Source organism: Brevibacillus sp. HB1.2 (genome assembly GCF_013332495.1).
GTDB classification, from domain to species: Bacteria; Bacillota; Bacilli; order Brevibacillales; family Brevibacillaceae; genus Brevibacillus; species Brevibacillus porteri.
This window is the reverse complement of the sequence record NZ_JABMIU010000007.1, coordinates 42,174-67,347: the sequence shown is the minus strand read 5'-3', so window position 1 is coordinate 67,347 and position 25,174 is coordinate 42,174. Positions and strand designations below refer to the sequence as shown.

12 protein-coding genes and 1 tRNA gene are annotated in these 25,174 nt (G+C 47.3%); 12 read left to right on the top strand and 1 reads right to left on the bottom strand.

The features are described 5' to 3' along the window. From edeJ to HPY28_RS17440, 11 genes are all read left to right on the top strand, one after another. Entirely contained in the window at nucleotides 1–2,688 is a 2,688-nt protein-coding gene (gene edeJ, locus HPY28_RS17490) for an edeine non-ribosomal peptide synthetase EdeJ (protein ID WP_174231049.1), read from the top strand. 1 nt (nucleotide 2,689) lies between these two features. Beyond that, a complete protein-coding gene (edeI, locus tag HPY28_RS17485; protein ID WP_174231048.1) occupies nucleotides 2,690–11,344 on the top strand; it encodes an edeine biosynthesis hybrid PKS-NRPS EdeI in 8,655 nt (2,884 codons plus the stop codon). Nucleotides 11,345–11,360: 16 nt separating this feature from the next. Continuing rightward, on the top strand, nucleotides 11,361–12,629 hold the full coding sequence (gene fabD / locus HPY28_RS17480) for an ACP S-malonyltransferase (RefSeq protein WP_174231047.1): 1,269 nt from the start codon (nucleotides 11,361–11,363) through the stop codon (nucleotides 12,627–12,629). Nucleotides 12,630–12,670: 41 nt separating this feature from the next. Next, complete coding sequence (edeG, locus tag HPY28_RS17475; RefSeq protein ID WP_174231046.1) at nucleotides 12,671–16,036, top strand: edeine polyketide synthase EdeG; 3,366 nt, start codon at nucleotides 12,671–12,673, stop codon at nucleotides 16,034–16,036. 43 nt (nucleotides 16,037–16,079) lie between these two features. Continuing rightward, complete coding sequence (locus HPY28_RS17470; RefSeq protein ID WP_174231045.1) at nucleotides 16,080–17,123, top strand: BtrH N-terminal domain-containing protein; 1,044 nt, start codon at nucleotides 16,080–16,082, stop codon at nucleotides 17,121–17,123. 25 nt (nucleotides 17,124–17,148) lie between these two features. Then, nucleotides 17,149–17,385, top strand: coding sequence for a phosphopantetheine-binding protein (locus HPY28_RS17465; RefSeq protein WP_017249063.1), 237 nt, complete (start codon nucleotides 17,149–17,151; stop codon nucleotides 17,383–17,385). 66 nt (nucleotides 17,386–17,451) lie between these two features. Then, nucleotides 17,452–18,420: a 2,3-diaminopropionate biosynthesis protein SbnA gene (sbnA, locus tag HPY28_RS17460; protein WP_173623569.1), complete on the top strand. Its 969-nt coding sequence runs from the start codon at nucleotides 17,452–17,454 to the stop codon at nucleotides 18,418–18,420. A gap of 46 nt (nucleotides 18,421–18,466) precedes the next feature. Beyond that, entirely contained in the window at nucleotides 18,467–19,435 is a 969-nt protein-coding gene (sbnB, locus tag HPY28_RS17455) for a 2,3-diaminopropionate biosynthesis protein SbnB (RefSeq protein WP_017249061.1), read from the top strand. Nucleotides 19,436–19,459: 24 nt separating this feature from the next. Further along, the gene (locus tag HPY28_RS17450) at nucleotides 19,460–20,221 is read left to right on the top strand and encodes a ParB N-terminal domain-containing protein (RefSeq protein WP_244521691.1); all 762 of its coding nucleotides are present in this window, start codon (nucleotides 19,460–19,462) and stop codon (nucleotides 20,219–20,221) included. A gap of 154 nt (nucleotides 20,222–20,375) precedes the next feature. Next, nucleotides 20,376–23,435, top strand: a complete 3,060-nt coding sequence (edeA, locus tag HPY28_RS17445) for a cyclic peptide edeine export ABC transporter EdeA (protein WP_174231044.1) — start codon at nucleotides 20,376–20,378, stop codon at nucleotides 23,433–23,435. A 151-nt stretch (nucleotides 23,436–23,586) separates the two neighbouring features. Further along, nucleotides 23,587–23,660, top strand: a tRNA-Gly gene (locus HPY28_RS17440). A 107-nt stretch (nucleotides 23,661–23,767) separates the two neighbouring features. On the opposite strand, the gene HPY28_RS17435 is transcribed toward HPY28_RS17440, so the two are convergent. After that, on the bottom strand, nucleotides 23,768–24,526 hold the full coding sequence (locus tag HPY28_RS17435) for an alpha/beta fold hydrolase (protein ID WP_174231043.1): 759 nt from the start codon (nucleotides 24,524–24,526) through the stop codon (nucleotides 23,768–23,770). A gap of 283 nt (nucleotides 24,527–24,809) precedes the next feature. Between HPY28_RS17435 and HPY28_RS17430 the strand changes: the two genes are divergently transcribed. Beyond that, a complete protein-coding gene (locus tag HPY28_RS17430) occupies nucleotides 24,810–25,097 on the top strand; it encodes a hypothetical protein (protein WP_017249057.1) in 288 nt (95 codons plus the stop codon). Nucleotides 25,098–25,174 lie beyond the last annotated feature (77 nt).

The window sequence follows — 25,174 nt, the reverse complement described above, 5'->3', positions numbered from 1 at the left end:
ATGGAGACTACTATTTCGCAAAACATTCTGCTAACCAGTCGAAAATTTAGCCGGGAGGAGCACTACTGGCGCGAGAAGCTACAGGGGGAGTGGACGCTCTCCCTCCTTCCAACCGAAGGGACGGAGAAGGAGGGCGATGGGGAGGAGACAAAAGAAATATCTTTTGTATTTCCAGATGATTTGAACGCTGCCGTTGCGGCCCATTGCGATCATCATCCGATGAAGCTCTACCTGTTCCTTCTGTCGACGTTTCAAATCATGCTGAATCGGTATAAGCAGACAGACGACATGATCATTCTCACGCCCGTCTTTCAGAATCCGCTTCCCCCTAATGCTTGGAATCGGGTACTGCCGCTGCGTGTACGGATGCATCAAGAAGCTACTTTTGCAGAAGTGGCGAAAGAGGGTAAGCAGCTGGTCAAAGAGGCAATTGAGCATCAGAACTATCCGTTTTCGCAAATGATGCAATGGCTTGATCTATCCGACACCGATCTGATGACACTGACAGATACTGCTTTCGTACTAGAAAACATGCAAGATATTGCTGCTTTGGAAGGCCTGTCCCTGCAAGTGGTGTTTGCATTGAAGCAAACAGAAGATGGAATCACAGGTCGCGTACGGTATGCGGGCGAGCAGTTCCAAGAGGCTGTCATCGAACGCATGATCAGCCATTATCTACAAATTCTTCGTGAAGTGGTCGCCGATCCCAAGCGGTTGGTTCGCACAATCGATATGTTGACAGAAGCAGAGCGGACTGATCTGTTGTATACCCGCAATCAAACAGATGTTCCTCATTCTGCTCCAAAGCTGATTCATCAACTGATTGAAGAACAGGCAGCGCGTACTCCTCACCTAACAGCAGCTGTGTTTGGCAACAAAACCCTTACCTATGCTCAACTTAATGGGAAAGCGAATTGCCTAGCACACATGTTGAAGGACAGCGGCATTGGAAAAGGGAGCTATGTTCCGGTCTTGATGAATCGTAGCTTGAATTTGGTCATTTCCCTGCTAGCCGTGATGAAAACAGGTGCGGCATTTGTCCCGCTAGACGTGCAGAGTCCGAACGAACGGAAAAAGCAGCTACTGGATGAATTGGATTGTCCGGTGACGCTGATCGGGCCAGAAATACGTCAAGACCCATCATTCGTACAATTGACACGTGCTGTAATCGTCGATGCGGATGAATTCCGGGAAGAAGGGGACTTACATGTCCAGGTCGATGTGGACGACCCGATTTATGTGATCTATACATCTGGTTCCACCGGCAAACCAAAAGGTGCTGTCGTTCCTCATATCGGTATTTTCAATCGGTTTCGCTGGATGGATGAACACTACGGTTGTACGGAACAGGACGCCATTTTCCAGACGACTCCCCATCACTACGACAGTTCGGTCTGGCAACTTTTCTGGCCGCTCTTGCACGGTGGTCGTACAGTATTGCCGATTCCTGAATTTGAGATGACGCTCGATCAAGTGTTGCACGCCATTTCAACCTATCAGATTACGATTACGGACTTTGTGCCGTCGGTCTTCAACCTGCTGGTGGATCAAATGGAAACACGGCAGGACATACACGATTCACTTTCTTCGATTCGCCACCTGATCTTGGGGGGAGAGGAAATTACGGCTCACACCGTGCATCTGTTTCTTCAGCGGTTTCCCCACGTTCGTATTACGAATCTGTACGGTCCGACGGAGACGTCTATTGGTGTCATCTACTTTGAGATCGACCATACCCATCAGGGACCGATACCGATCGGAAAGCCGATAGCCAATACGAAAATTCTGCTGCTGGATTCAAATCGCAAACTAGTTCCGGCGGGGCATCAAGGGGAGATTTATATAACAGGCTTGTGCTTGGGACACGGTTACTTGCACGATCCTGAGAAAACAGCAGCCAGCTTTGTTGACAACCCTTATCCGGAAATTGGTTATCAAAAGCTTTACCGGACAGGCGACCTTGGGCGTTATCTGCCGAATGGCAATATCAAGTTCTGCGGTCGCATCGATCATCAAGTAAAAGTACGCGGGCACCGAATTGAGCTTGGCGAGATTGATGAGGTTCTATTGTCCCACCCGCTAGTAAAAGAGTGTGCCGTGCTATTTCAAGAAGAGAAGGCTCGATTGTGCGCTTACTACGTACCGAATGCTCAGGAATTGACCGCAAGTGACTTGCGTGGTTATCTCAGCGAACGGCTTCCCGATCACATGATTCCTTCCTTTTTTGTCAGCATTGAAAAAATGCCGTTGACAGCAGGGGGCAAGATCAATCGCAAGCTACTGCCAGAAGTGGATGAACAACAGGCGTCCGATGCTGACTATGTAGCCCCACGAAATGAGAACGAAGAACAGCTGGTTACCATCTGGAAAGAAATCTTGGGAATCGAAAAAGTGGGGGTACACGACAGCTTTTTCCAGCTGGGAGGGAATTCCCTGCTGTTGCTCAAAATGCATGCGCAAATTGTAAAACAAGTGGATAGCGAGATTAGCGTCGCACATTTGTTTTCCTACTATACGATTGCTATGTTTGTGGACTTTCTCGAACAAAGAAAACAGGATCAGTTTTCATCAATGGAAGATCAAGGCGATGATGATGAATCCCTTTTGGAATTGCTGAGGGAGGTCAAGGAGGGAGTTCTCTCCGTAGACAAGGGTGCCGAACTGATCGACAAAAGGAAGGGGAAATAGGATGAGTTTGCTAAAAAAATACATCTTGCAGCAAGTGGCTGCTCATCGACTGCAAGAGAAGGAAGCACTTCCTTTGCTGAAAGAACTGTCCTCTGCCAACGTAAACACTCGCCAAGATATCGCGATCATCGGTATGGCTTGTCGTTTTCCCGGAGCCAGCAGCCTCGAAGAATACTGGAACAATTTGCAACAAGGGCACGATTCAATCAGTGATATCCCTGCTGCAAGGCGTCCAGATGTCGAGAGGGTAGCGAGAGAATTTTTTAACGACACAGATTTTACGTATGAGCGGATGGGGTATCTCGATCACGTGGATTTATTTGATCATGCGTTTTTCGAGATATCACCTGCAGAGGCTCGAACCATGGATCCTTATCAGCGGATGTTTCTCGAGTTGGCATGGGAAACATTTGAACATGCCGGGTATAGCGAGAAGATGATCAGCGGTTCTCCTACAGGCGTATTTCTGGGATATTGTGACAATGAATCACAATACCAGCGTGTGCTGAAAAACGTTGATTCGTCCTCGCTGGCTGGCAACGTTGCAGCAATTATTGCTTCACGAATTTCCTATTTGCTGAATCTGTCAGGTCCGAGCCAACTGATTAATACATCTTGCTCTTCCTCCTTGGTCGCTCTGCACCAAGCATGTCAGGCCATTGGAAATAACGATTGTCGAATGGCTCTCGTAGGTGGAGTGAACCTTTCCCTGTTTCCGATTCAACAAGATACTGACTTTGGCATCGTTTCTGTAGAACGTAAAACCAAAGCATTTGATGACTTTGCTGATGGAACAGTATGGGGAGAAGGTCTTGGTGCTGTTCTTTTGAAGTCATACGATCAAGCAGTCAAGGACAACGACTATATCCATGCCGTGATCAAAAGCACAGCGGTCAATTGTGATGGCCGTTCTACTAGTATTACAGCGCCCAATGCGATTTCCCAGTCTGCTTTGCTGCGAACAACGTGGGAGCGGGCGCGAATCAATCCGGAGAGCATCTCCTACATTGAGGCACATGGGACCGGTACAAGATTAGGCGACCCTGTCGAGATTGAGGGGATCATGCATGCCTTTCAGAAAGTTTCAAAACGTAAGCAATTTTGCGCAATAGGCTCAGTCAAAAGCAATATCGGGCACACGATAGCGGCATCCGGTGTAGCTGGGATCATTAAGACGGCTTTGATGATGAAGCATCGTCAGATTCCGCCGACGCTACATGTAAAACGTCCGAATACCTTAATTCCTTTTATAGATTCGCCTGTTTATATAAATGATGTGCTAAAGGCTTGGGATGTAGAGGCTGACCAACCTGTGAGGAGAGCCGGCGTAAGTGCATTCGGCCTGAGCGGGACAAACGCCCACGTCATCTTGGAAGAGCCTCCTAAGCGCGAGGCGACAGCCGTTTCAGAATCTGGTAATTACCTATTTACGTTATCTGCCAAGACAAGTGAGTCGCTATGGGATTTGCTCGAGAAATACCAAGCATTTTTATCAGCGCCTTCTGAGCATCCCCTTCTTGATATGTGCGCTACTGCCAATACTGGGCGCGGACACTATCGGTATCGCCTTGCCTTTATCATCAACAGCAAAGAGGACCTTTTGCAGAAGATCCATCGCCTGTGCGTGGGAGAACGGATGGAGGACGGTGCTCCGCTTGTTGATGGGAACCAGGTGTTCTACGGGGTATTGAATTCCCGTGGTGAAAGTTCATTGCCGATCAGCATGCAATTAGACAGTTCTGACCCAGTAGACATGGCGAAACAGTACGTGCGAGGGGTGCCAATTAATTGGCATGAATTCTACCGTCCAGTTAAATGGAAAAAAGTACCTTTGCCAACCTATTCTTTTGCCAAAACCCGCCACTGGGTGCAATCGGATCAATCTGTAAGCGAAACAATTGAGCAGTCCGCTGCTGTAGCAACTGAGGCGGCACATGAGAACGCAACTGCTGATGTTCATAAAATTGCTTCCACCTTCTTTACGTTTGGGGAAACTTTACTGAATCAGGTGAATGTCCAAAAGCAAACAGGCTTAGAAGAGGATGAGACTTTTTATTCCGGCTTGTCATCGCTTGAATGCTTCAATCAACTGGGCGTTTTCCACAAGCAGAGTCAAACGTATACGCTGGAAGAATTGCGTGAAGCTGTAAGGTTTGATGGAAGGAATGAACATCTCTTCCAACTCATGCTTGGGCTCGTCGTTCAAGCGTCCCTTGTTGAACAAGTTGCAGGAACATATCGACTTGCTGCTCAAGCAGAGGGTCTCGATGCGGAAACGTTTTATCAGGATTGTCTAGATCGTTATCCGAATGAGCGTGAGACGTTCACCCAGTTAAAAACGTGTTTTGCCCATTACTCAACCATCATGACAGGGCAGACCGTACTTATGTCGGACGATACTTCTGACTTTTTCAAGCTGTATGCGGATCGCATTACTCTTGAAAACCCTTCTGGACTTATGGCAGTGGAAACAATTGCCCAATACATCCATTCGTATAGCCGTCCTGTCCGTATTCTGGAGGTTGGAGGCGGTTCAAGCAGTCTTGCACGCCTCTTGCTGCCGAAGATTGAAAATCAAGCAGTCACTTATCTGTTTACGGATAGTGTCCAAGGGACTCTCGATGAGACAGAAAAAGAGTGCAAAGAAGTGTATCCATTTGTGGAGTTCCGCCTGTTCAACATGGAGAAGGCCCCAGCCGAACAAGGATTCGATCTACACGCATACGATGTGATTATCGCTAATCATGCTATACACAGGACGAAGGATGTTCGGGCATCCTTATCGATTTTGCATCAGTTGCTTGCAGAGCAGGGCGTGCTGTTTGCGATTGAGCTCGTGAAAAATCGTTCAACGGCAAATGTGATCGGGGGGCTTGCCGCAGACTGGTGGCAGTACGAAGACACCGATCTGCGACACCAATCCAGACTGATGGATGCCTCACGCTGGGAAAAGGCTCTTCGGGATACGAACTATCAATCGGTTGCCATGTATCCGTCGTCAACAGCGCTGCTTGATCTGTCTGATTCAGCGTTATTGGTCGGGCACTCAGCGTATACGCCACAAGAGTATCGAGAGTGGCTCTACCAGATCAATTGGCAAACGAAAGAGCTAACAACCAATCATCAGTCCCAGCGTTCAGGGATCTGGTTAGTGTTTCAAGATGAAGGCGGTGTAGGAGAAACTCTTGCTGACGCGATGGCATCGGAAGGACATGAAGTGTTCATACTTCGCAGTGGAGAAGCTTTTGCCTCCGTTTCTTCCCACGAGTTTATCCTAGACCCCAGCCAGCCAGAAGATCTGCGGCGTGTGTTCGAGAGACTCGGGGACAAAAAGGAAAAGCTGACTGGGATTATCCACTTATGGAGCTTGACCTCGGGCGTCCAACAGCCAAATGGTCTCGGAGAGCTTGAAGCTCTGGAGTCAGCGCAACATCTTGGCGTTTACAGTCTGTTCCATTTAACACAAGCGTTGCTTGAGCTGGATCTGAAGCAGGTGCTAGATTTACGGATCGTTTCGAACTACGCACAAGCAGTAGATGACAACGGCCCTGTTTTTCCAGAAAAGGCGCCCTTGTTCGGTCTTGCCAAGGTTATCTCGCAGGAAAATCCAAAACTGCAATGCTTTAGCCTGGATCTCGCAACAGAGGGGCGTTCAACATCGCAGTTGGCTGGTCAGCTTCTAGCGGAAATTCGTTGCAATCGGGATGACACTTTGGTGGCCTATAGAGGAAATCGCATCGTACCAGAAATGAATCGCTGCGATATCGATCAAATTCCGAAACGGCCTGTAGAGATACGTGAAAATGGCGTTTACTTGATCGCCGGAGGTACCGGAAAACTGGGACTGGCATTTAGTAAGCATCTAGCCGTTCAAAAAAATGTGACGCTCGTGCTGATTAATCGTTCTCCACTTCCACCTAACCACGAGTGGCAGGAGCGTTTACAGCATCCAGACTGCAGTGCTGCTGAGGCACGAAAGTTGAGAGAACTGATTGAGCTAGAGGAAATGGGAGCGCAGGTAGTCTGCTACGCAGCCGACGTGTCCGACCGTCAGCAGATGGAGGATATTTCCGAGCAAGTCCGCGCCCGCTACGGACCGATCAACGGTATTATCCAATCCGCGGCGCATATCACCTTCGAGACGATTCAGACGAAGTCGTTTTCCCATTTTCAAAATGGTTTGAAAGCGAAGATGGCGGGCACAGTCATCCTCGATCAAATAACTGAACCGGAGCATCTGGATTTCTTTGTGATCTTCTCATCACTTGCTTCAATTTGGGGTGGAGCGACAGGCAGTGACTATGTCTCGTCCAACTGCTTCCTGGATGCCTATAGTGCAGCTCGCAATCGAACGGGAAAACCAACGATCGCTTTGAACTGGTATGCGTTTGAAGGCATAACAGGTCCTGGTTTTATCGGTTACATGCCAATGGATGGGGCGATACAGGCCTTTGATGCTTCGCTGTCTTGCCAAACTGAGCATTTGATCATTGGACAATTTGATTTGCAAGTGCTGAAGGAATGGGCACCGTCGCTGAAAGTAAAGCTCGGAGACACGATCTTTGCAAGCGTGAAATCTCATAAGGAACGCGAAGTACCATCCGCAGTTACCATACAAAACCGTGTTGTTTTGTCTGGCAGGGAGGAAGGCGATCAGTACACGGTGTTGGAGCAAGACTTGGGTCAGATTTGGTCCGATGTGCTGGGTTACTCCGAATTGAGCATTGACGACGACTTCTTCAGGCTGGGTGGCGATTCGCTTTTGGCAATCGGTATCGTTTCCCGTGTCACCAAGCAGTTGCAAAAAGAGATGACAATCACCGACCTGTTTCAGACTCCGACAATCCGTCAATTGGCTGTGTTACTGGCTCCGAATGAAGAAACAGCTGTGTCAGCGATTCCTGTAGCAGAGTATCGGGAAGCTTATCCCGCCACATCGTCTCAGCAGAGAATTTATGTATTGGAACAAATGCAGGAAGGGGCAGTTGCCTACAACATCCCTACAGTTATGATGCTTGAAGGCGAGCTGGACAGAATGGCCTTCGAACATGCATTTGTCTCGCTGGTGCAGCGTCATGAGTCGCTGCGCACCTCGTTTTCCATCGTGGATGGCGTTTTGATGCAAACGGTTCAACCGAGCGTAGATTTTACGTTGGCGTATAGTGAAGTCGACGAGAACGAGGCCAAGAGAACGGTCGAACAATTTATTCAACCATTCGACTTGTCAAAAGCGCCGCTTGTACGCGGTATGCTCATTCGCATGGATGTCAACAAACACTTGTTGCTGTTCGACATGCATCACATTATTTCCGATGGTGTGTCCATCAACATTTTGATCCGCGAGTTCTTCCAATTGTATCAAGGACTCGAGTTGCCAGAGCTGCGGATTCAATATAAAGACTACAGCGTGTGGCAAACAGAGCAGCTGGGTAATGGGGTATTGGCTGCTCAGGAGAAATTCTGGTTAAAAGAGCTGGATGGAGAACTTCCTGTGCTTAACCTGCCTACGGACCACCCTCGACCGTCCGTCCAGAGCTTTGAGGGGGATGTCCTGACCTTTGAGATTCCTCAAGTGATGACAGAGAAGATACTGGCACTGGCAAAAAACAATGGTTCAACCTTGTACATGACACTACTGGGAGCGCTCACCATTATGCTGTCGAAATACGCTGGCGAAGAAGACATTATCATTGGATCGCCAGTGGCTGGCCGTCATCATGCAGACCTGGAAAACATCGTTGGTGTCTTTCTGAACACACTGGCGATGAGAAACTTCCCGCGAAGCGATCGAACCGTGACAGATTTCCTTCAGGAAGTAAAAGAACGGGCACTGGCGGCGCTCTCTCATGCCGATTATTCGTTCGAAATGCTGGTGGATCGTCTGACGCTGCCAAAAGATACGGCGCGCAACCCACTGTTTGATGTGATGTTCATTCTGCAAAATACCGGCGATGCGAAGGGAAGCATGAGTGCAAATGGGTTGACGCTCTCTCCTTATCCATTTGAACAGCGCTCTGCGCAGTTTGATCTGACCTTTGACATCATTGAGCGAGAACAGCGCCTGATTGTCGATATCGAATACAGCAACAAACTGTTTAGCAAAGAGACGATCGCGTCGATGTCCACACACTTCCAGAAGATTCTGGAGCAGATGGTGGAAGATCCTGAACAGTTGATCGGCAAGATGTCCATGCTGGCAGCAGAAGAACGCTTACTTCTGATAGAGCAGTGGAATGACACGAGTTTGGAATACTCTCGTGAAAAAACAGTCGTCCAGCTCTTTGAAGAAGTAGCGGCAACACAGCCGAACGCGTTAGCTGTCACATGCGGAGATGGGAAAGTCACTTATGCGGAATTAAATCAGCGGGCAAACCAAGTAGCTCGTTTGATCAAGCAACACGGCGTCACTGCTGATACTTGCGTGGGCCTTTTGACGAATCGCTCTGTGGAAATGATGGTCGGACTCTTGGCGATCTTGAAAGCAGGGGCTGCGTTTGTTCCGATTGATCCGCACTATCCAGAAGAACGGATCTCCTATGTTTTGGAAAACAGCATGACTCGCCTCGTCTTAACCCACGATTCTCTGGCAGAGAAGCAGTGGGGAAGTGTTGTCCGAGTGGACGTAAATGATTCTCGGTTGGAGAGGGAAGACGATTCCAATCTTCCGCTACAGGCTACACCTGGCGATCTCGCCTATGTCATTTACACATCGGGTTCTACAGGCAAGCCTAAAGGCGTTATGGTTGAGCACGGCAATTTGATGAACTTCTGCTCGGGGATCGGGGAACACATCGATTTTGCCAGCGCAGACAAAATGCTGGCTGTGACAACGATTTCGTTTGATATTTTTCTGCTTGAAACGATTGTACCGCTGGCGAAAGGGATGACCGTAGTCATTGCAACGGAAGAACAACAAGCAGACCCGCAAGTGCTCAAGGAGTTGATTTTGCAGGAAGAAATCACTTTCCTTCAACTGACTCCATCCCGTTTACAGCTCATGCTGGAAGAGAAGAGCAACTTGCACGCACTTGACTGCCTGAAAGCGATCCTGCTTGGAGGAGAAGCCCTTTCGGCGACTTTGTTCCAACGGCTTCGCACACAGACGAAGGCGAGACTTTACAATCTGTACGGTCCGACGGAAACAACGATTTGGTCTACGGTGCAGGACTTGACCGACGTAGGGGAAGTAACGATTGGCGCACCTTTGCCCAATACACAAGTCTACATCCTCGATGAGCATCTACAAGTGCAGCCGATGAAGATCACTGGCGATCTTTACATTGCAGGGGATGGGGTAACGAGAGGCTACTTCGGTCAGCCAACACTGACGGCTGAGCGCTATATCCCTCATCCGTTTAAACCTGGTCAACGCATGTACAAAACAGGTGATCTCGCGAGATGGCTGCCGGATGGACGTATTGAATATGTGGGACGATCCGATTTTCAGTGCAAAGTACGCGGTTATCGCATCGAATTAGGTGAGATTGAAAGTGCCCTTTGCCAGCATCCGGATATTACGGAAGCGGTAGTCAGTGTGCGAGATACCGCTAGCGATCCTTACCTGGCTGCTTACTATATGGCAACTCGAACGTTGGACAGCGATGAATTGCGAGCTATGCTGAGCAAAAGTTTACCCGATTACATGATTCCACATTTCTATACGCATATGAGTGTGTGGCCGCTGACACCAAACGGAAAACTGGATCGCAAATCATTGCCAGAGCCTGATGCCCTTCAAGACAAGCACACCGAATATCAAGCTCCTGCTACCAGACTGGAAGAACAGATGGCTGACATTTGGCGGGAAGTGCTTAAGCGTGAAACGGTCGGTATGCAGGATAACTTCTTCCACATAGGCGGTAATTCGCTTTTACTGGTGCAAGTTCATGCCAAGCTTGAACAGCTTTACCCTGGACGGGTTCGAATTGCCGATTTGTTCGCCCATCCTACGCTGTTTGGCCTAACCAACTTTTTGAAGAACACCGCTTTAGATGTAGCAGATGAACAAGAGGAAACCGATACGACCACTTATTGGTTGAAGGAGTTGGATCGTGTCTCGCTGATCGAGTTGCCGTCTCAGTATTGGGCTAGTGGAGAAGCGAATTCGGACACAAACTGGGTCCAATTCTCACTTACGGATGATCTGTTTGAAAATGTGCAGCAGGTAAGTCAAATGGAGGCTGTTGAGGTTAGAGACGTTCTGCTTTCGATGTATCTATACCTCATGGCTGAATTGACGGGACAGCAGGATCTTTATATGGAAGTGGCTGTCGCCAAGGAGCTGCAGATGAATGCCTATCCATTCCGGGTGAACATGTCAGAGGTCAATACCTTCTTCGATCTATTCAAGCAGGTGCAGCAGAAGCGACAGTTTATCGAGAAAATGACGGGAGAAGCCTCGTTGTGGCTAAAAAAATTGCGGACGGATCGCAACGACGGAACCATTATTCCATTCTTCGGCAGTGTCAATGAGTTTACAGATACATCATTCACACACCGTGAACATGAGCTTACTTTCTGGATCAAGGAAGGAAAAGACGTGATTGATATCATGTGTGCATTCGACCCAGATTGCCTCCGCGCAGAAAAAGTCACGGAGATGACTCAGGATTACCAGCAATTGCTCAGGATGCTAGTGAATGAATACATGACGTAGAGAAGGGTGATCAAAAATGGACAAAATCGCACTCTTATTCCCTGGACAAGGTTCGCAATATGTTGGAATGGGCCAAGCATTATGTGAGGCCCATCCCATTGCCGCTCGCACCTTTGAAGAAGCAAGTGATGCGCTTGGATTTAACCTGCAAACCCTTTGTTTTGCAGGGGATGTACAAGAACTGACCAAAACAGAGCATGCACAGCCAGCAATCTTGACGGCAAGTGTCGCAGCCTTCCGCGTTTATTCAGAGGAAATGAACATCGAACCGAAGTGGGTGGCTGGACACAGTCTGGGCGAGTTTACGGCCCTGACTTGTGCCGGTGCCATCCAGTTTGCAGATGCCGTCCGCCTTGTCTATCGCCGCGGTCAGTTCATGCAGGCGGCCACACCGCAGGGTGTCGGAGCGATGTCAGCAATCTTTGGGTTGAATGTTCAACTTGTCGAGGAGATTTGTCGGGAACATTCTCGTGACGATGCGATCGTCGTGGTCGCCAACCATAACTCCGCTGATCAAATCGTCATCTCCGGACATGCACATGCGGTGCGGCAAGTAGAAGAAGCGTGCAAGCAGCATGGATCGACTTCCGTAGTCAGCCTCAAGGTGAGTGCGCCTTTCCATTCACCACTCATGGTGCAAGCAGCTGAACAATTACATGAAGAACTGAAGCGATACACGTATTGCGATCCTAAATGGCCTGTGATTTCCAATGTAACAGCACAACCCTATGTCCATGCTGATCAACTTGTCGATTTGCTCACAGCACAGACAACCAGCCCTGTTCGCTGGCAATCTACGATGGATTACTTGGTAAAACAGGGAGCGAATACCGTAATTGAGCTCGGCCCTAAAAATGTACTGACAAATTTGGCCAAAGGATATCCCCTTCGCGCCTTTGCCTTTGACAAGCAGGGGGAGATCAATCGTTATCAGCAAGAGCTTCAGGATGCCAAAGCGCGTAATCAAGCAGCAATTGCCCAACTGGTCGATTCTTGCATTGCGATTGCTGTTTGCACGAAAAATCGCGGTCTTGATGAAGAAGCGTACCAGCAAGGGGTGATCGCTCCCTATCAAGCGCTACAACAACTGAGACAACAGCTGGAACATGGAGAAAAAGAGGGGGGCTATGGAGATGTACGCGAAGCTTTTTCTCTGCTTCGTTTGATCTTCCAAACAAAAAAAGCTCCTGACGCGGAACAAGCCATGCGCTTTGATCAGCTGACCAGCAAATCGGACTTGCAACAGCGATTTCCTGAGATCGGCAACGAATGGCAAGCTAGCTAAGCCAAACCAGGTGAGCAGAGGAACCAAGGAGGAAGAATGCAGTGAGCAAGCCATTAGGACTGAACCGAGTCAAACTGAATAAACAGCAGACGGATGCTCATTCAACAGACAGCAAACCCAATTCACACGATATTGCGGTGATTGGTGCTGCTTGCCGATTCGGAAGCGCAGAAAACCCGGCAGACTTTTGGCGTCTGTTGCAAGCTGGTCAAGATTGTGTGCGAGAGCTGCCCAGAGAGCGCCAGAACGATTTGATTCCTTTGTTACTCGCCAAAGGCTTGACGATGGAACAAATTCAATTTCGAGAAGCTGCCTACCTGAATGAAATTGATAAATTCGATCCGCAATTCTTCGGTCTTTCTCCGAAGGAAGCCAGCCAGATGGACCCGAACCAGCGCTTATTTTTGCTGACATGCTGGGAGGCGATTGAGGACGCGGGGTATGGTGGAACGATGCTCGCTGGTAGCCGTACAGGTGTATATCTGGGGTTTAGCAGTGATTTTGGTGAAGAGTATAGACGAATGATTCGAGAGCTGGAACCAGATGCGCTGTCCACCTCAATCATTGGCAATATGAAATCGGTCATCGCTTCTCGCATCTCCTACCTGTTGGATCTCAAAGGTCCGAGCATGCTTGTGGATACGTCCTGCTCCTCATCGTTGATGGCTGTTCATCTGGCATGCCAAGCAATTCGTCGAGGAGAATGTGAGATGGCGCTGGCCGGCGGTGTCAAGCTCATCTTGCTGTCTTTACAAGATGGAAGCAATGATTTGGGAATATTATCGCAATCTGGGCGTACTCGCCCTTTTGACAATGATTCAGACGGTACGGGTGTCGGTGAAGGCGTTGGCGCCGTTTTGCTAAAACCGTTGACAAAGGCTCTTGCAGACGGGGATTCGATTTATGCCGTGATCAAGGGAAGCGCCGCCAATCAAGACGGTCATTCTTTCGGGCTTACGGCGCCTAATTCATTGGCACAAGCCGAAGTGATTCAGCAGGCATGGAAAGACGCGCAGATAGACCCCGAAACCCTTTCCTATATCGAGGTGCACAGCATAGGCACTAAGCTGGGTGATCCTATGGAGATGGACGGGTTGGAGAGAGCGTTTCGCCCCTACACAAACCGTCGCCAATTTTGCGGGATCGGCTCGGTAAAGACGAACATCGGTCACACCGACCACGTAGCAGGTATGGCTGGTCTTTTCAAGGTGATCCTGTCTCTGAAACAAAAGCAGATACCTCCGCATTTGCACTTTCAGCGCGCGAATCGGATGATTCCTTTTGAACAATCTCCCATTTACATCCATGACACATTAACAGAGTGGGAACCAGAGCAAAGCGTGCGACGGGCTGGAATCAGTTCGTTTGGGATGAGTGGAACGAATGTGCACCTCGTAGTAGAGGAAGCACCATTCATTCAGCCTCTCAAGCAAGACGAAGGGTTTCAGGCAATCGCTTTATCCGCTAAAAGCAAGGAGAGCTTGCTCAACCTGTTGCTCCGCTTTCAGAAGTGGACCAGCAAGCCTGTGGAGGAATTGCCGACATTGGAAAGTCTCAGCTTTACGGCAAATACGGGCCGTAGTCACTACGGCTACCGTTTGCTGCTGATTTGCAGGGACATGGATGATTTTTTTGCAAAAATCTCTAAGTTGTGCGCGAGCGACTGGACAACACTTTCTGAACCAGATATTTTCTTTGGCTGGCACAAGGTAATCTCGCAGGAAAAAGCGGATAGAGAGCCTGGGATACTGACTGAGGCAGAACAACAAGCGATGAATAAGGCATCTAATGCACTTTTGCAAAAGCTTTTATTGGCGCAAAGCAAAGAGTTATCTGATCTGAAAGAGCTCGGCGAATTGTATGTGAGTGGGGCAGATGTACGCTGGAGTGCCATGTATACGTTTAAAAAGCCGCGCCGCGTGCACCTCCCTGTTTATCCGTTTGAGCGTAAGCGTTGTTGGCTGGACATCTCTTCCCTTCATTCTCTTGACAAGGATGCCGGGAGAGAAAAAGACAATGTTGCACCGCAAATATCTGGAGAAGCGAAGCTGCCAAACGTGGTGGTACGTGGGAGAAAACAGGATACCTTCACCGTTTTAGAGCAAGAGCTGGCTAACATTTGGGGATATGTTCTGGGGCTTGAAGAAGTAGACGTCCATGACAATTTTTACGAGCTGGGCGGGGACTCGATCATCGCGATTAGAATGATCAGCGAAATCTCAAAGCGGATGAACCGAGAAGTAGAAGTACAAGACCTGCTTACCCATTTGACGATTTCCGATTTTGCTGCCTATCTTGATGCTGCTGGGCATGAAGTTGAACAGGTTGCGAAAGCAGAGGCAGCTGCTACTGCCGTCCAAACTGTTCAACAACGAAACACAAAATCATTGCATGGTACGCAAATCAAACGCAGCTCGTATGCCGATGTCAGTCATTTATCCTGGCGTCAATGGAATTGTTATGATCGCGGTCTCACTTTATTAATGGAGGAGCAGGATGCCCATCTGATTCCGTATTTTAAGCTTTTTCTCGGGTTGAAGCGCGGCTATCAGCTTGATGCTGAGGGGTACCCCTATTCGTATCGGGAGCATGCTGAGGTTATGGGATATTTGTCGGATGAGGAGATGCTTTACAAATTTGGTTATCGAGTCAAACTCGTACCTGTCGCTCGTCTGGATGAATTGCATGAGTCGATCATTCACCAGTTGGATCAAGGCAAGCCCGTAATGGTTGCGTTTGACGAGTACTACACCTTTTACACGCCGCAATACCAGAAGGAACATACCGATCATCTCACCGTTATCACTGGCTATGACCATGACAAGCAGGTTTATACGATCATCAATCACAATCATTTGACTCGCGGGCAGGCTCAACGAATCCAGTACGATAAATTTTCCACCACGTATCAAACGCTTGAGGAGATTTATGCGAATTTAGAGCCGCAATCCCGGCTGATCATGGTGCTCGATCGCGTTACAGATGACGAAGCAATCTTACGTACCAGCGCGGAACAGGAGTTGCTGTGTTTACTAAAAGTGGTTGAGAGTAAACAGCAAGTTGGCCGTGAGCTTACGCTGTTGCTGTCACTAACGGAGCAGCCAGACAACTATTTTCATGAAGCCAATTTAAACGAGCTCTACGTTCAATTAGGCGGGAAAGAACTGTGGATGGAAACATTAGTGGATTGGTACATACCACAGGCGGATCAGTCTGTACGCGAAATGGCGGAGGAGATTTTGCAGGCATCCAATCACGTGGTGAACCGCTATGCTCTTAGCTTATACAAAGAAAAAATGTTGAAGCGATCCGATATGGAAGCTGCTGTCGATAAGGTGAGGTCTCTCACTAGTCAATTTTTGCAACAAGTATTTGCCTTGCGAGAACGTGATTCGGATATCCGATAGTCGCATGTGTTTACCATTACGATAGACAGGAAGGAGAGTGCTCATGTCACTCACCGAGATTCAACCGAGCAAGCATCCGAACCTGGATTGCATCGGTGCTTCTATCTACACAGTTCTGAAATACCTGAACTTTTCCGCCTTGGAAACAGCATGGAAGCAGTGCGGTGCCATCTATCTTAAAACGCAGGATTCGCCTTATGGAGATATAAATGGTCAATACATGAGAACAGTCGATGAGTTGAAGTGGATTCACAATATCCGCGTAGAAGGACGGGCTGAACCAGAAGACGACCTATTTTTGGCAAATATACAAGATCGTTTGGAACGGGAGGTACCGACAATCGTCCTCTGCAATATGGCAGAACTCCCGTACAACCCTTATTATCAGGACCTGCCAGAAATGCATAGCATCATTGTCACAGGAAGAGAAGATAACCAGCTTCTGATCGTCGATGATTACTACCGCTACAAAGGACTGTTGCCCATCGAGCAATTTTTACAGGCTAGTAACTCTTCCTATCGGGATGCAGGTACAGGTGAATGGTATCCACTCCACAATCGTTCATTTGAATTGGTACTTTCCGATTCCCTGTATCCGACGCCCGATCAGTTGATAGAAGCAGTCAGGAGCAATCTCAGCGTACTAGAGGGTCGTTGCGAAGTAAGTCAAATCAAGCGGGAGTTGGATGTACCCGACGATGTCAACGTCGAGGTTGGGTTGAAATCGCTTGATCCTTTTCTCAAAGACGTAGAGGCTTTTCTCGCTAGCGGAGTGGAGATTACAGACGATCATCTCGATATCCTTAACCACAGCTTGATCAGCATGGCCCAAACACGAGCGATGTATGCCAATGTCCTGCAGGCGATCAGTGAGAAGTACGAAAACTTTGCAGATCTTGCCGAGCAGTATCGCAGTATCGGGCATCAATGGAAAATTACGACCAATATGATTCTTAAGGCTTTTGACAGTAATCGCAGTGACATGGTTCATCGCGTTCTCCAAAAAATCAGCAGCATACAAACACAGGAATATGAAGCGGTCGTTAAAACAAGAGAAGTACTGGAACGAGTTGGCGTTGTTGTGTAAGCATCTACCACTTGGAGGGACTCCTATGGAAAGGGAAAACGAAGTATACGAGACGCTCCTCCGGTTGTTTTCTGAGTACGTGAACGAAAGCGGAGAACTTACGGAGTACATTGATTCCTTGACCTTTATCAAGTCGGTCGTAAAGGTTGAAAAGGAGTTTGGCATTGAATTCGATGATGACATGCTCCATCTGGAAAACTTTCAAGATATGAAAACGTTGGCAGGTTACATCCAGCAAAAAATGGATGAAAAATCTGCCTGATCGAAGGGCCAAGATGTATATAGTCGATCGGACGAAGACGGGAAAAATCGGGAGTGAGGGCTCAATATGCTAACAAAAATGATGGCCATAAGTCACATGATTGGCAATACGCCTTTAAACAAACTTGAGCATGAGCACATCAATCTGTTTTGCAAGCTGGAATACAACAACCTCATGGGAAGTGTAAAAGTGAGGCCGGCCTTTTACATATTACAGGAGGCGATCAAAAGAGGAGAGATCACGCAGGAAACTACTGTAATCGAATCTTCTTCGGGAAATTTTGCTATCGCTTTGGCGACTTTGTGCAAGCGACTCGGAATTAAATTTATTCCAGTCATCGATCCAAACATCAATCCCGTCTACGAGAACTTGCTCAGGGCATTTTCCCATGAGGTCGTAAAAGTAACGGACCGTGACGAGACAGGAGGATTTCTCCTAACGCGCATCCAAACGGTCAATCGCCTGCTGAATGAGACGAATAACTCGTTTTGGACCAATCAGTACGGAAATCCGGATAGCGCTCGAGCCCATTACTACGGACTGGGAGCCGAGATCGCAGACAGCTTTGAGACATTGGACTATGCTTTTATCGGCGTTAGCTCTGGGGGCACGATTACTGGAATTTCGCAGCGATTGAAGGAACGTTTTCCAGACATCAAAATCATTGCTGTCGATACAGAAGGATCCGTTATCTTTGGACAAGAGCCGCAAAAACGATACATCCCGGGAATTGGATCGAGCATGCGGCCTGACATACTTAAGGGCGCGATTATTGATGAGGTCGTCCATGTTTCGGAGGAGGACACAGTCAAGGCTTGCTATCAGCTGTACGCTGAGCATGGCATTTTTGCTGGAGGATCTTCTGGGACTTCCTACTGGGCGATTGAAAAGTATTTCAAAGATCAAAAGCACGTAGCCAAGCCAAATGTTGTCTTTTTATGCCCAGACGGCGGTATGCCCTATGTCAATACCGTATACAACCAGGAATGGGTTCAGTGGTTACACCAGCAAAAGCATTCTTTCGTTGGCAATTAAGCAGTGTCTAATCAAATCTACTACGATAAGCAGGGTGGGATGCACGGTGTTATATCTAAACACGAGTGATATCGAAAAGATCGGCAAGAATTGGAAGGAAACCATTGATGTAATTGAACATGCTGTGCATGCCTTACAAAAGGAAGATTATGCGCAGCCGATTAAACCTTATTTGCGATATCATGACATGTCAAACCGCATTATTGCCATGCCAGCATTTGTAGGCGGAGATACCTACATGGCGGGAATCAAGTGGATTGCCAGTTTCCCGAAAAACCTCCAAGAGGGTATCCAACGCGCGCATTCGATTACCATCCTGAACGAAGCCAGAACGGGTAAGCCTGTGGCAACGATTAATACGGCTCTGGTCAGCGGCATTCGAACTGCTTCTGTTTCCGGTCTTCTCCTCAAGCATTACGAACAAGTACGCCCCCTGCAAAATGTAACGGTCGGAATTATCGGATTTGGTCCGATTGGCAGACTTCATCTGCAAATGGTAACGGCCTTATTAGGAGAGAAGATCGCCAAGGTGGTTCTCTATGACATTGCGGGTATCCAACAGGAGTATATTCCGGCTGAGATCAAAGAGAAAACGGTTATCGCGCAAACGTGGGAAGAAGCATACTGCGAAGCAGATGTGTTCATTACGTGCACAGTATCACCGCATGGTTTTATTGACAAGCAACCAAAACGTCATTCCTTGTTGTTAAATGTGTCGTTACGCGATTTTACACCAAAAATTCTCGACTATACCCGCTCCATTATCGTAGACGACTGGATCGAAGTTTGCCGTGAGAACACGGACATCGAGATCATGCATCTAGAGAGAGGGTTGCAAAAAGAAGATACCAAATCCATCACAGATATCGTCTGCCTTGACCAGATGAAAGACTTTCCACAAGATGAGCCCATCATGTTTAATCCGATGGGGATGGCGATTTTTGATATCGCCATTGCTGGCTACTATTACAAACAAGCACTCTCGCAGGGGATCGGAACTCACTTGCAAGACTAACTGGAGGTTACCATTTTGTACGATGTGCTGGCAAATCTAAAACTGGTAGAGTCATCTCGAATTTGTTTGCACGAGTCACATGAATACAAGCGACTACACAAGACCAGACAGATCATTGAGGAGGAAGGTATTTTGCGCCATCCTCCGCTGGCGATTCTCATGCAAAACGGCCAGTATTTGATCATTGATGGTGCACATCGGACCTTTGCTCTTCAAGCGCTTGGGTGCAAACATATCCCCGTACAGGTAGTGGAGCATGAGGATTTTCACTTGGATATGTGGGATCATATTGTGCCAGTCGCTACATGGTTGCAATCAGTGGAGCAAGATTCTGTGTTTCGATGGGAAACAGAGCGTTTACGAGAAACGCCTGTGGCAGAAATGAAGATAGGGAACAAGAAACGCTTCTATCTGTATCCAAATGAGAATCGGCACGATGATGAGTGGCGAATGACGCTATGGCGTCAATTAGTGGACAGTTACAACTATAGCCACCAGGTGCATCGTCTGCCCACAGGTATGCTCGAATGGCCGGAAACAGGAGCCGCCTTGATACGGTTCCCGCCAATCAGTCTGGCAGAATTGGAGCGTATCGTATCGGAAGGGCATGTTTTGCCTGCGGGTGTTACCCGTTTTGAAATAGATGGGCGTCTATTAAACTTGTGTATCCCGATTAGCCTATTGAAACAGGAGCAAATCGAGCTAGAACAGTGGGAGCGATTGGTTAAAAAATGGAGAGAAACCTTGCGCCTCTACTCGAAACCCGTGTATATGTGCGATGCGTAATAGGAAACCGTGGCGAGTTTGATTCGCCACGGTTTCTATCCAATCCCAATTACATCACGTACTGGTTGCGGTCTTTCCCACAGACGCAGTGCCTAAAAAGGAGTGGATCATTCTGCAAAAGATCATAGATGAGTCGAGACGAAAACTAGGATTCTTGCTGATATGTCTGGTTCTCGTACTTTCCGGCAGTATGTCCGTGTACGCCGAAACGAGCGTTCGACAGGATACGGAAATCACAACGGCAATCGAACAGCTAGTCAATAAAACCATGGAGTCGGAAAAAATCCCGGGTGCAGCTGTTGTGGTTGTCAAAGAGGGGAAAACCATTTACAAGCAATCGTTTGGTTTCTCTGACACCCAGAAGCAAGAGCGGGTTACTGCTGACACATTGTTTGAAATCGGATCGAACTCCAAAGCCTTTACGTCGCTAGCTGTTCACCAGCTTGTCGAGCAAAAGCGACTTTCGCTGGACGATCCGGTTCAGAGCTATATCCCGTGGTTTCGCGTTACCTATAAAGGACAACAGCAACCGATCCTGATTAAGCATTTGCTGTATCATACCAGCGGGATTCCTTTTGAAAGCATTGGCTCCATCCCTATTTCTTCCAGTGAGAATGCAATCGAAGAAACCGTGCGAGCGATCAATGATACTGAACTGGTTCGCAAGCCGGGGACCGAGTATGAATACGCCACCATTAACTACGATATCCTGGGCTATGTGGTCGAGAAAGTTACCGGACAGTCCTATGAACAGTATGTGCAGCAACAAGTCATTGCTAAATTGGGGCTAACCCATACCTTTTTGAAGGCACAGGCACCCGTGGCAGAGATGGCAAGAGGGCACAAAATCGAACTATTTTCCCCACGCGTGTATGATGCACCGGAATATCGTGGAAATACGCCAGCCGGTTATGTCGTTTCCAATTTAAACGATATGGAACGATGGTTGCAGATTCAGTTGGGGTTGGAGGCATCTGCATTTCGTCCTGAGCTGGTGCGTGCTTCCCATCTTCCTGATCGTTCGGTAGCTCCTGCTGGAGATGGTTTTTCGTATGCATCAGGCTGGATGATTTATCAGGATGGTGGAGGGCAAATTTCGCATGGCGGCAATAACCCTGCATTTTCTTCGTACATGGTATTTCGTCCAGAGGAAAAGCTGGGCGCCGTCGTTTTGACCAATATCAACTCGTTGAACGCATCTGTTATCGCAGAGGGGGCCGTCAATCTCGTACTAGGCAAAGAAGCTCCCTTAATCGTGTCTGACACCAATCTTCAAGCGGATCGTATGGCAAGCATTTCTCTCGTGATCCTTGGTATCCTTTTGTTGGTACTTGGTGGGGCGATCGTGCAGATTTTCGTGCAAGCTTATCGAGGCGAACGAAAACTCGCCGCGAATGCGGGGCGAATCTGTCTGGCATCCTTCGTTGCATTTGTTGTCATGGGAAGTGTTTTGACAGCCGCCTTATACTACTTGCCAGATGTTTTTTTTATGGGCTTACCATGGTCGTTCATCGAGGTTTGGCTTCCCATCACCATTTTTTACGCTATGTATGCATTGGTGGCAGGACTCGTTCTGTTTAATGTCTACATCACACTCACCCGCTTGTTCCCGAAATCGCAAGAAACATCCATGACCTCTATTGTCATACAGGGGCTGATCAGCGGATTTGGGAATGCGCTGATTATTTTTATGATCAATCTGGCGCTCACTTCTACAAACAAGTTTCATGCATCCATTTTCCTGTATTTTCTCCTGGGTATCTTGTTGTATATCGTCGGGGAGAAAATGATGCGTAGCCGATTGATTGTGATCACAAATGAAATCGTATACGAAAAAAGAATGGAACTGATCCGCAAAATTTTTCGGACCCCTTATCAAAAGTACGAGACACTTGATAACGGTGAAATATATGCGGGGTTAAATAATGATACGGAAACGATTAGTACGTTCGCCAATAGTGTCGTTGTGGCACTAACTAGTGCGGTTACACTCGTGTTTTGCTTCATTTATCTAGGCTCGCTGGATCTATACGGATTTTTGTTTTGTCTGGCTGTCATTTTTGTGGCTGTAGGCTTGTATACGCTGGCAGGTCGCTTTGCAAACAAAGTATGGGAGGAAACCAGAGACATCCAAAATGTGTTTTTCTCCTATATTACCGATATGATCGGGGGCTTCAAGGAGCTGTATCTAACGCAGGCGCAACGAAAAGAATTCGAAGAAGACATGGAAAGAAGCTGCTCTGACTATCGACATAAGAAATCAGCGGGCCAATTTAAATTTGTGAACGTGTATTTGATTGGGGAATTGCTATTCGTCGTGGTAATCGGTACGGTTGCCTTTTTATTCCCGGTTCTCTTCCCTTCCCTGCAAAAAGAAATGCTGATTAGTTATGTGTTTGTCTTCCTGTATATGACAGGGCCCGTTCACGGTATTTTGAATGCGGTACCGGAGCTGATTCGGATCAAGATCAGCTGGCAGAGATTGAATGCGCTGCTTGATTCGTTATCAGTGGAGACGAGAAGAGAAGAGGAAAGCTTGGCTGAGCGGAACACGCAAGACTTTGAGACATTTTCAACTGAACAGGTGCGTTTCCGATACAAAAACAAAGAGGGCGAAGAGTTTTCCGTAGGGCCGCTGGACTTCTCCTGCCAAAAAGGGGAAATCGTCTTCATTGTTGGTGGGAACGGTAGCGGGAAGTCAACGTTTGCCAAGCTGATTACCGGATTGTATGAGCAAGATGAGGGCGAGTTTTTCATGAACGGCCAAAAAGTGAATGCTGATCAACGCTGCGAATTCTTCTCCGCGATTTTCAGTGATTTCTATCTGTTTGAGAAGATGTATGGAATCGATTACCAAGCAAAGCAAGAAGAAGTGAGCAAACATTTAGAGGTGCTTCGCATCGCTGACAAAGTAGAAGTGGATGAAACGGGAACGTTTAGCACGACGAAGCTGTCTACTGGGCAGCGTAAGCGTCTTGCCTTAATGCTCAGTCTGGTCAGAGATCGGCCGATTTTCCTCTTTGACGAGTGGGCTGCTGACCAAGATCCAGAATATCGTCAATTCTTTTACGAATCCTTGCTGCCAGAAATGAAAAGACAGGGCAAATGTGTAATTGCGATCACACACGACGATCGCTACTTCCATCTTGCTGATCAGGTAGTGAAAATGGAGAGTGGGCGAATTATTTCGGAGCAAACACTTGCGCATGCCTGATGGCAAAGCATGCAGAGAAGACCGTACGGGGATGATACCCGGCGGTCTTTTCTTACATGAGTGGCACGGTTCCATTCGATTGGATGTACTAGACAAACAATTCAGACAGTTATATAATTGGAAGCAGTTGGAATGAATGCGATAACATCATGCGGGTGTAGTTCAATGGTAGAACTCCGGCTTCCCAAGCCTGCGGCGTGGGTTCGATTCCCATCACCCGCTCCATACGAAATGGTAGAAAAGCCTTTGCTTACAAAGGCTTTTCTTTTCTTGTTTGTTCAAATAAGTTTTAGACTGATCCGATCAAAGAAAACACTGATGAACGAATGACCTCAATTACTTTGAGCTTTACATAAAAGTAGCATGTCTTTAACGATATCGACTACAACATTTGGCTGATCAATATGAATTGCATGACCGGCATTTTCAACAATTATATGCTTACTACGGGTTGATAATTTAGTAAGCTCTTTATGTAATGCGATCCAAGCAGACATAGATTCAGGATTATGATGAGGTTGTAATGTACCTGATACGACAATGAGCGGCTTGTTACCAAGTGATTTAGATTTTCGAGCTTGATCAAAGCTTTCTTCAATTTCTTGAATAGAGCCTTCAAGAACAAACTGACTATAGTACTCTGTCTGAACTTCTTCCGAAAATAAAGGAACCATGATTCTATTTTGATCTTCATGAGATGGATCTAATAAAATCACCCCGGCAACTTCTTCTGGATATGTACTTGCATATAGTCGAACATTCAATCCCCCAAAAGAGTGCCCGACCAAAACATAAGGGGGGGACACGTTTGCTTTCTGAAGCAAGCTTCTAAGATTCTCAATGATTTGCTGACTATGTCGAGGTCTCTCATCACTTTCACTTTCACCTATACCTGCTCTATCATAAATGAACATCCTTGTTTGGTTTGAAATTTCAGTACTAATGGAACTCCAGTAGTTTAATGTGCACCCATAACCAGAATCAAAAACCACCGTTGGAAAATCACTTATTTCACCATAATATTTAAAACATAGTTTAACTCCGCCTATGTCGAGTTTTTGACTCGTTTCATTTATTACCATGTCACTCATTTTATCTCCTCCAGATATTATTCATTAGGTGAATTTCCACAAACAATTTAACAATCCCTTTTTTTGTAAGTTTACTTGCATGAACAATGGAGATGCCTTGCCCATTAGTTGAATAATTTACCATCAGTCTAGTACTTTATTTTCTAGTCTAAAACTTTATTTTCATGGAACAAGCGAAACTTTTAAGTGGTTCATGAGTATTTTCATGTAGATAAACCCGAAGGAGGGTGTGCGATGAAGGAGATGAATTACGGTCATTAACTTCCCAAAAAGGAGGTTAGTGATGAGTAAAAGTTATAAGAAGTTCCCGGTTGTAAAGGACAAGACTGGACCAAGTAAAAAGTTTGCAAAACGGTTAGCAAGTAAGGCTGTAAGAAGATACAGCTCTGGCATTCATGCGGGACGCATGTATCGAAAAATTTTTTGCTCATGGATTATTAATGATTTCTGGTTTTACAAGTCATTTCGAGAGGCTATTCGAGATTGGGAGACAAGCGATGTCCCTAAGGTGAAGGCGAAGACGAGAAAACAAATCATCAACGAATGGGCGAAATATTACTACCGAAAATAGAAGAATCACGGGTGTACAGGGAAGTTACACCAAACAAGAGTCCTTCCAGGTAATTGGGGAAGGCTCTTTGCTCTATC

What these genes read in the sequence shown, in the direction of transcription:
- edeJ (WP_174231049.1), top strand. Translation starts at nt 1, where the DNA reads ATGGAGACTACTATTTCGCAAAACATTCTGCTAACCAGTCGAAAATTT.
- edeI (WP_174231048.1), top strand. Translation starts at nt 2,690, where the DNA reads ATGAGTTTGCTAAAAAAATACATCTTGCAGCAAGTGGCTGCTCATCGA.
- fabD (WP_174231047.1), top strand. Translation starts at nt 11,361, where the DNA reads ATGGACAAAATCGCACTCTTATTCCCTGGACAAGGTTCGCAATATGTT.
- HPY28_RS17470 (WP_174231045.1), top strand. Translation starts at nt 16,080, where the DNA reads ATGTCACTCACCGAGATTCAACCGAGCAAGCATCCGAACCTGGATTGC.
- HPY28_RS17465 (WP_017249063.1), top strand. Translation starts at nt 17,149, where the DNA reads ATGGAAAGGGAAAACGAAGTATACGAGACGCTCCTCCGGTTGTTTTCT.
- sbnA (WP_173623569.1), top strand. Translation starts at nt 17,452, where the DNA reads ATGCTAACAAAAATGATGGCCATAAGTCACATGATTGGCAATACGCCT.
- HPY28_RS17435 (WP_174231043.1), bottom strand. Translation starts at nt 24,526, where the DNA reads ATGAGTGACATGGTAATAAATGAAACGAGTCAAAAACTCGACATAGGC.
- HPY28_RS17430 (WP_017249057.1), top strand. Translation starts at nt 24,810, where the DNA reads ATGAGTAAAAGTTATAAGAAGTTCCCGGTTGTAAAGGACAAGACTGGA.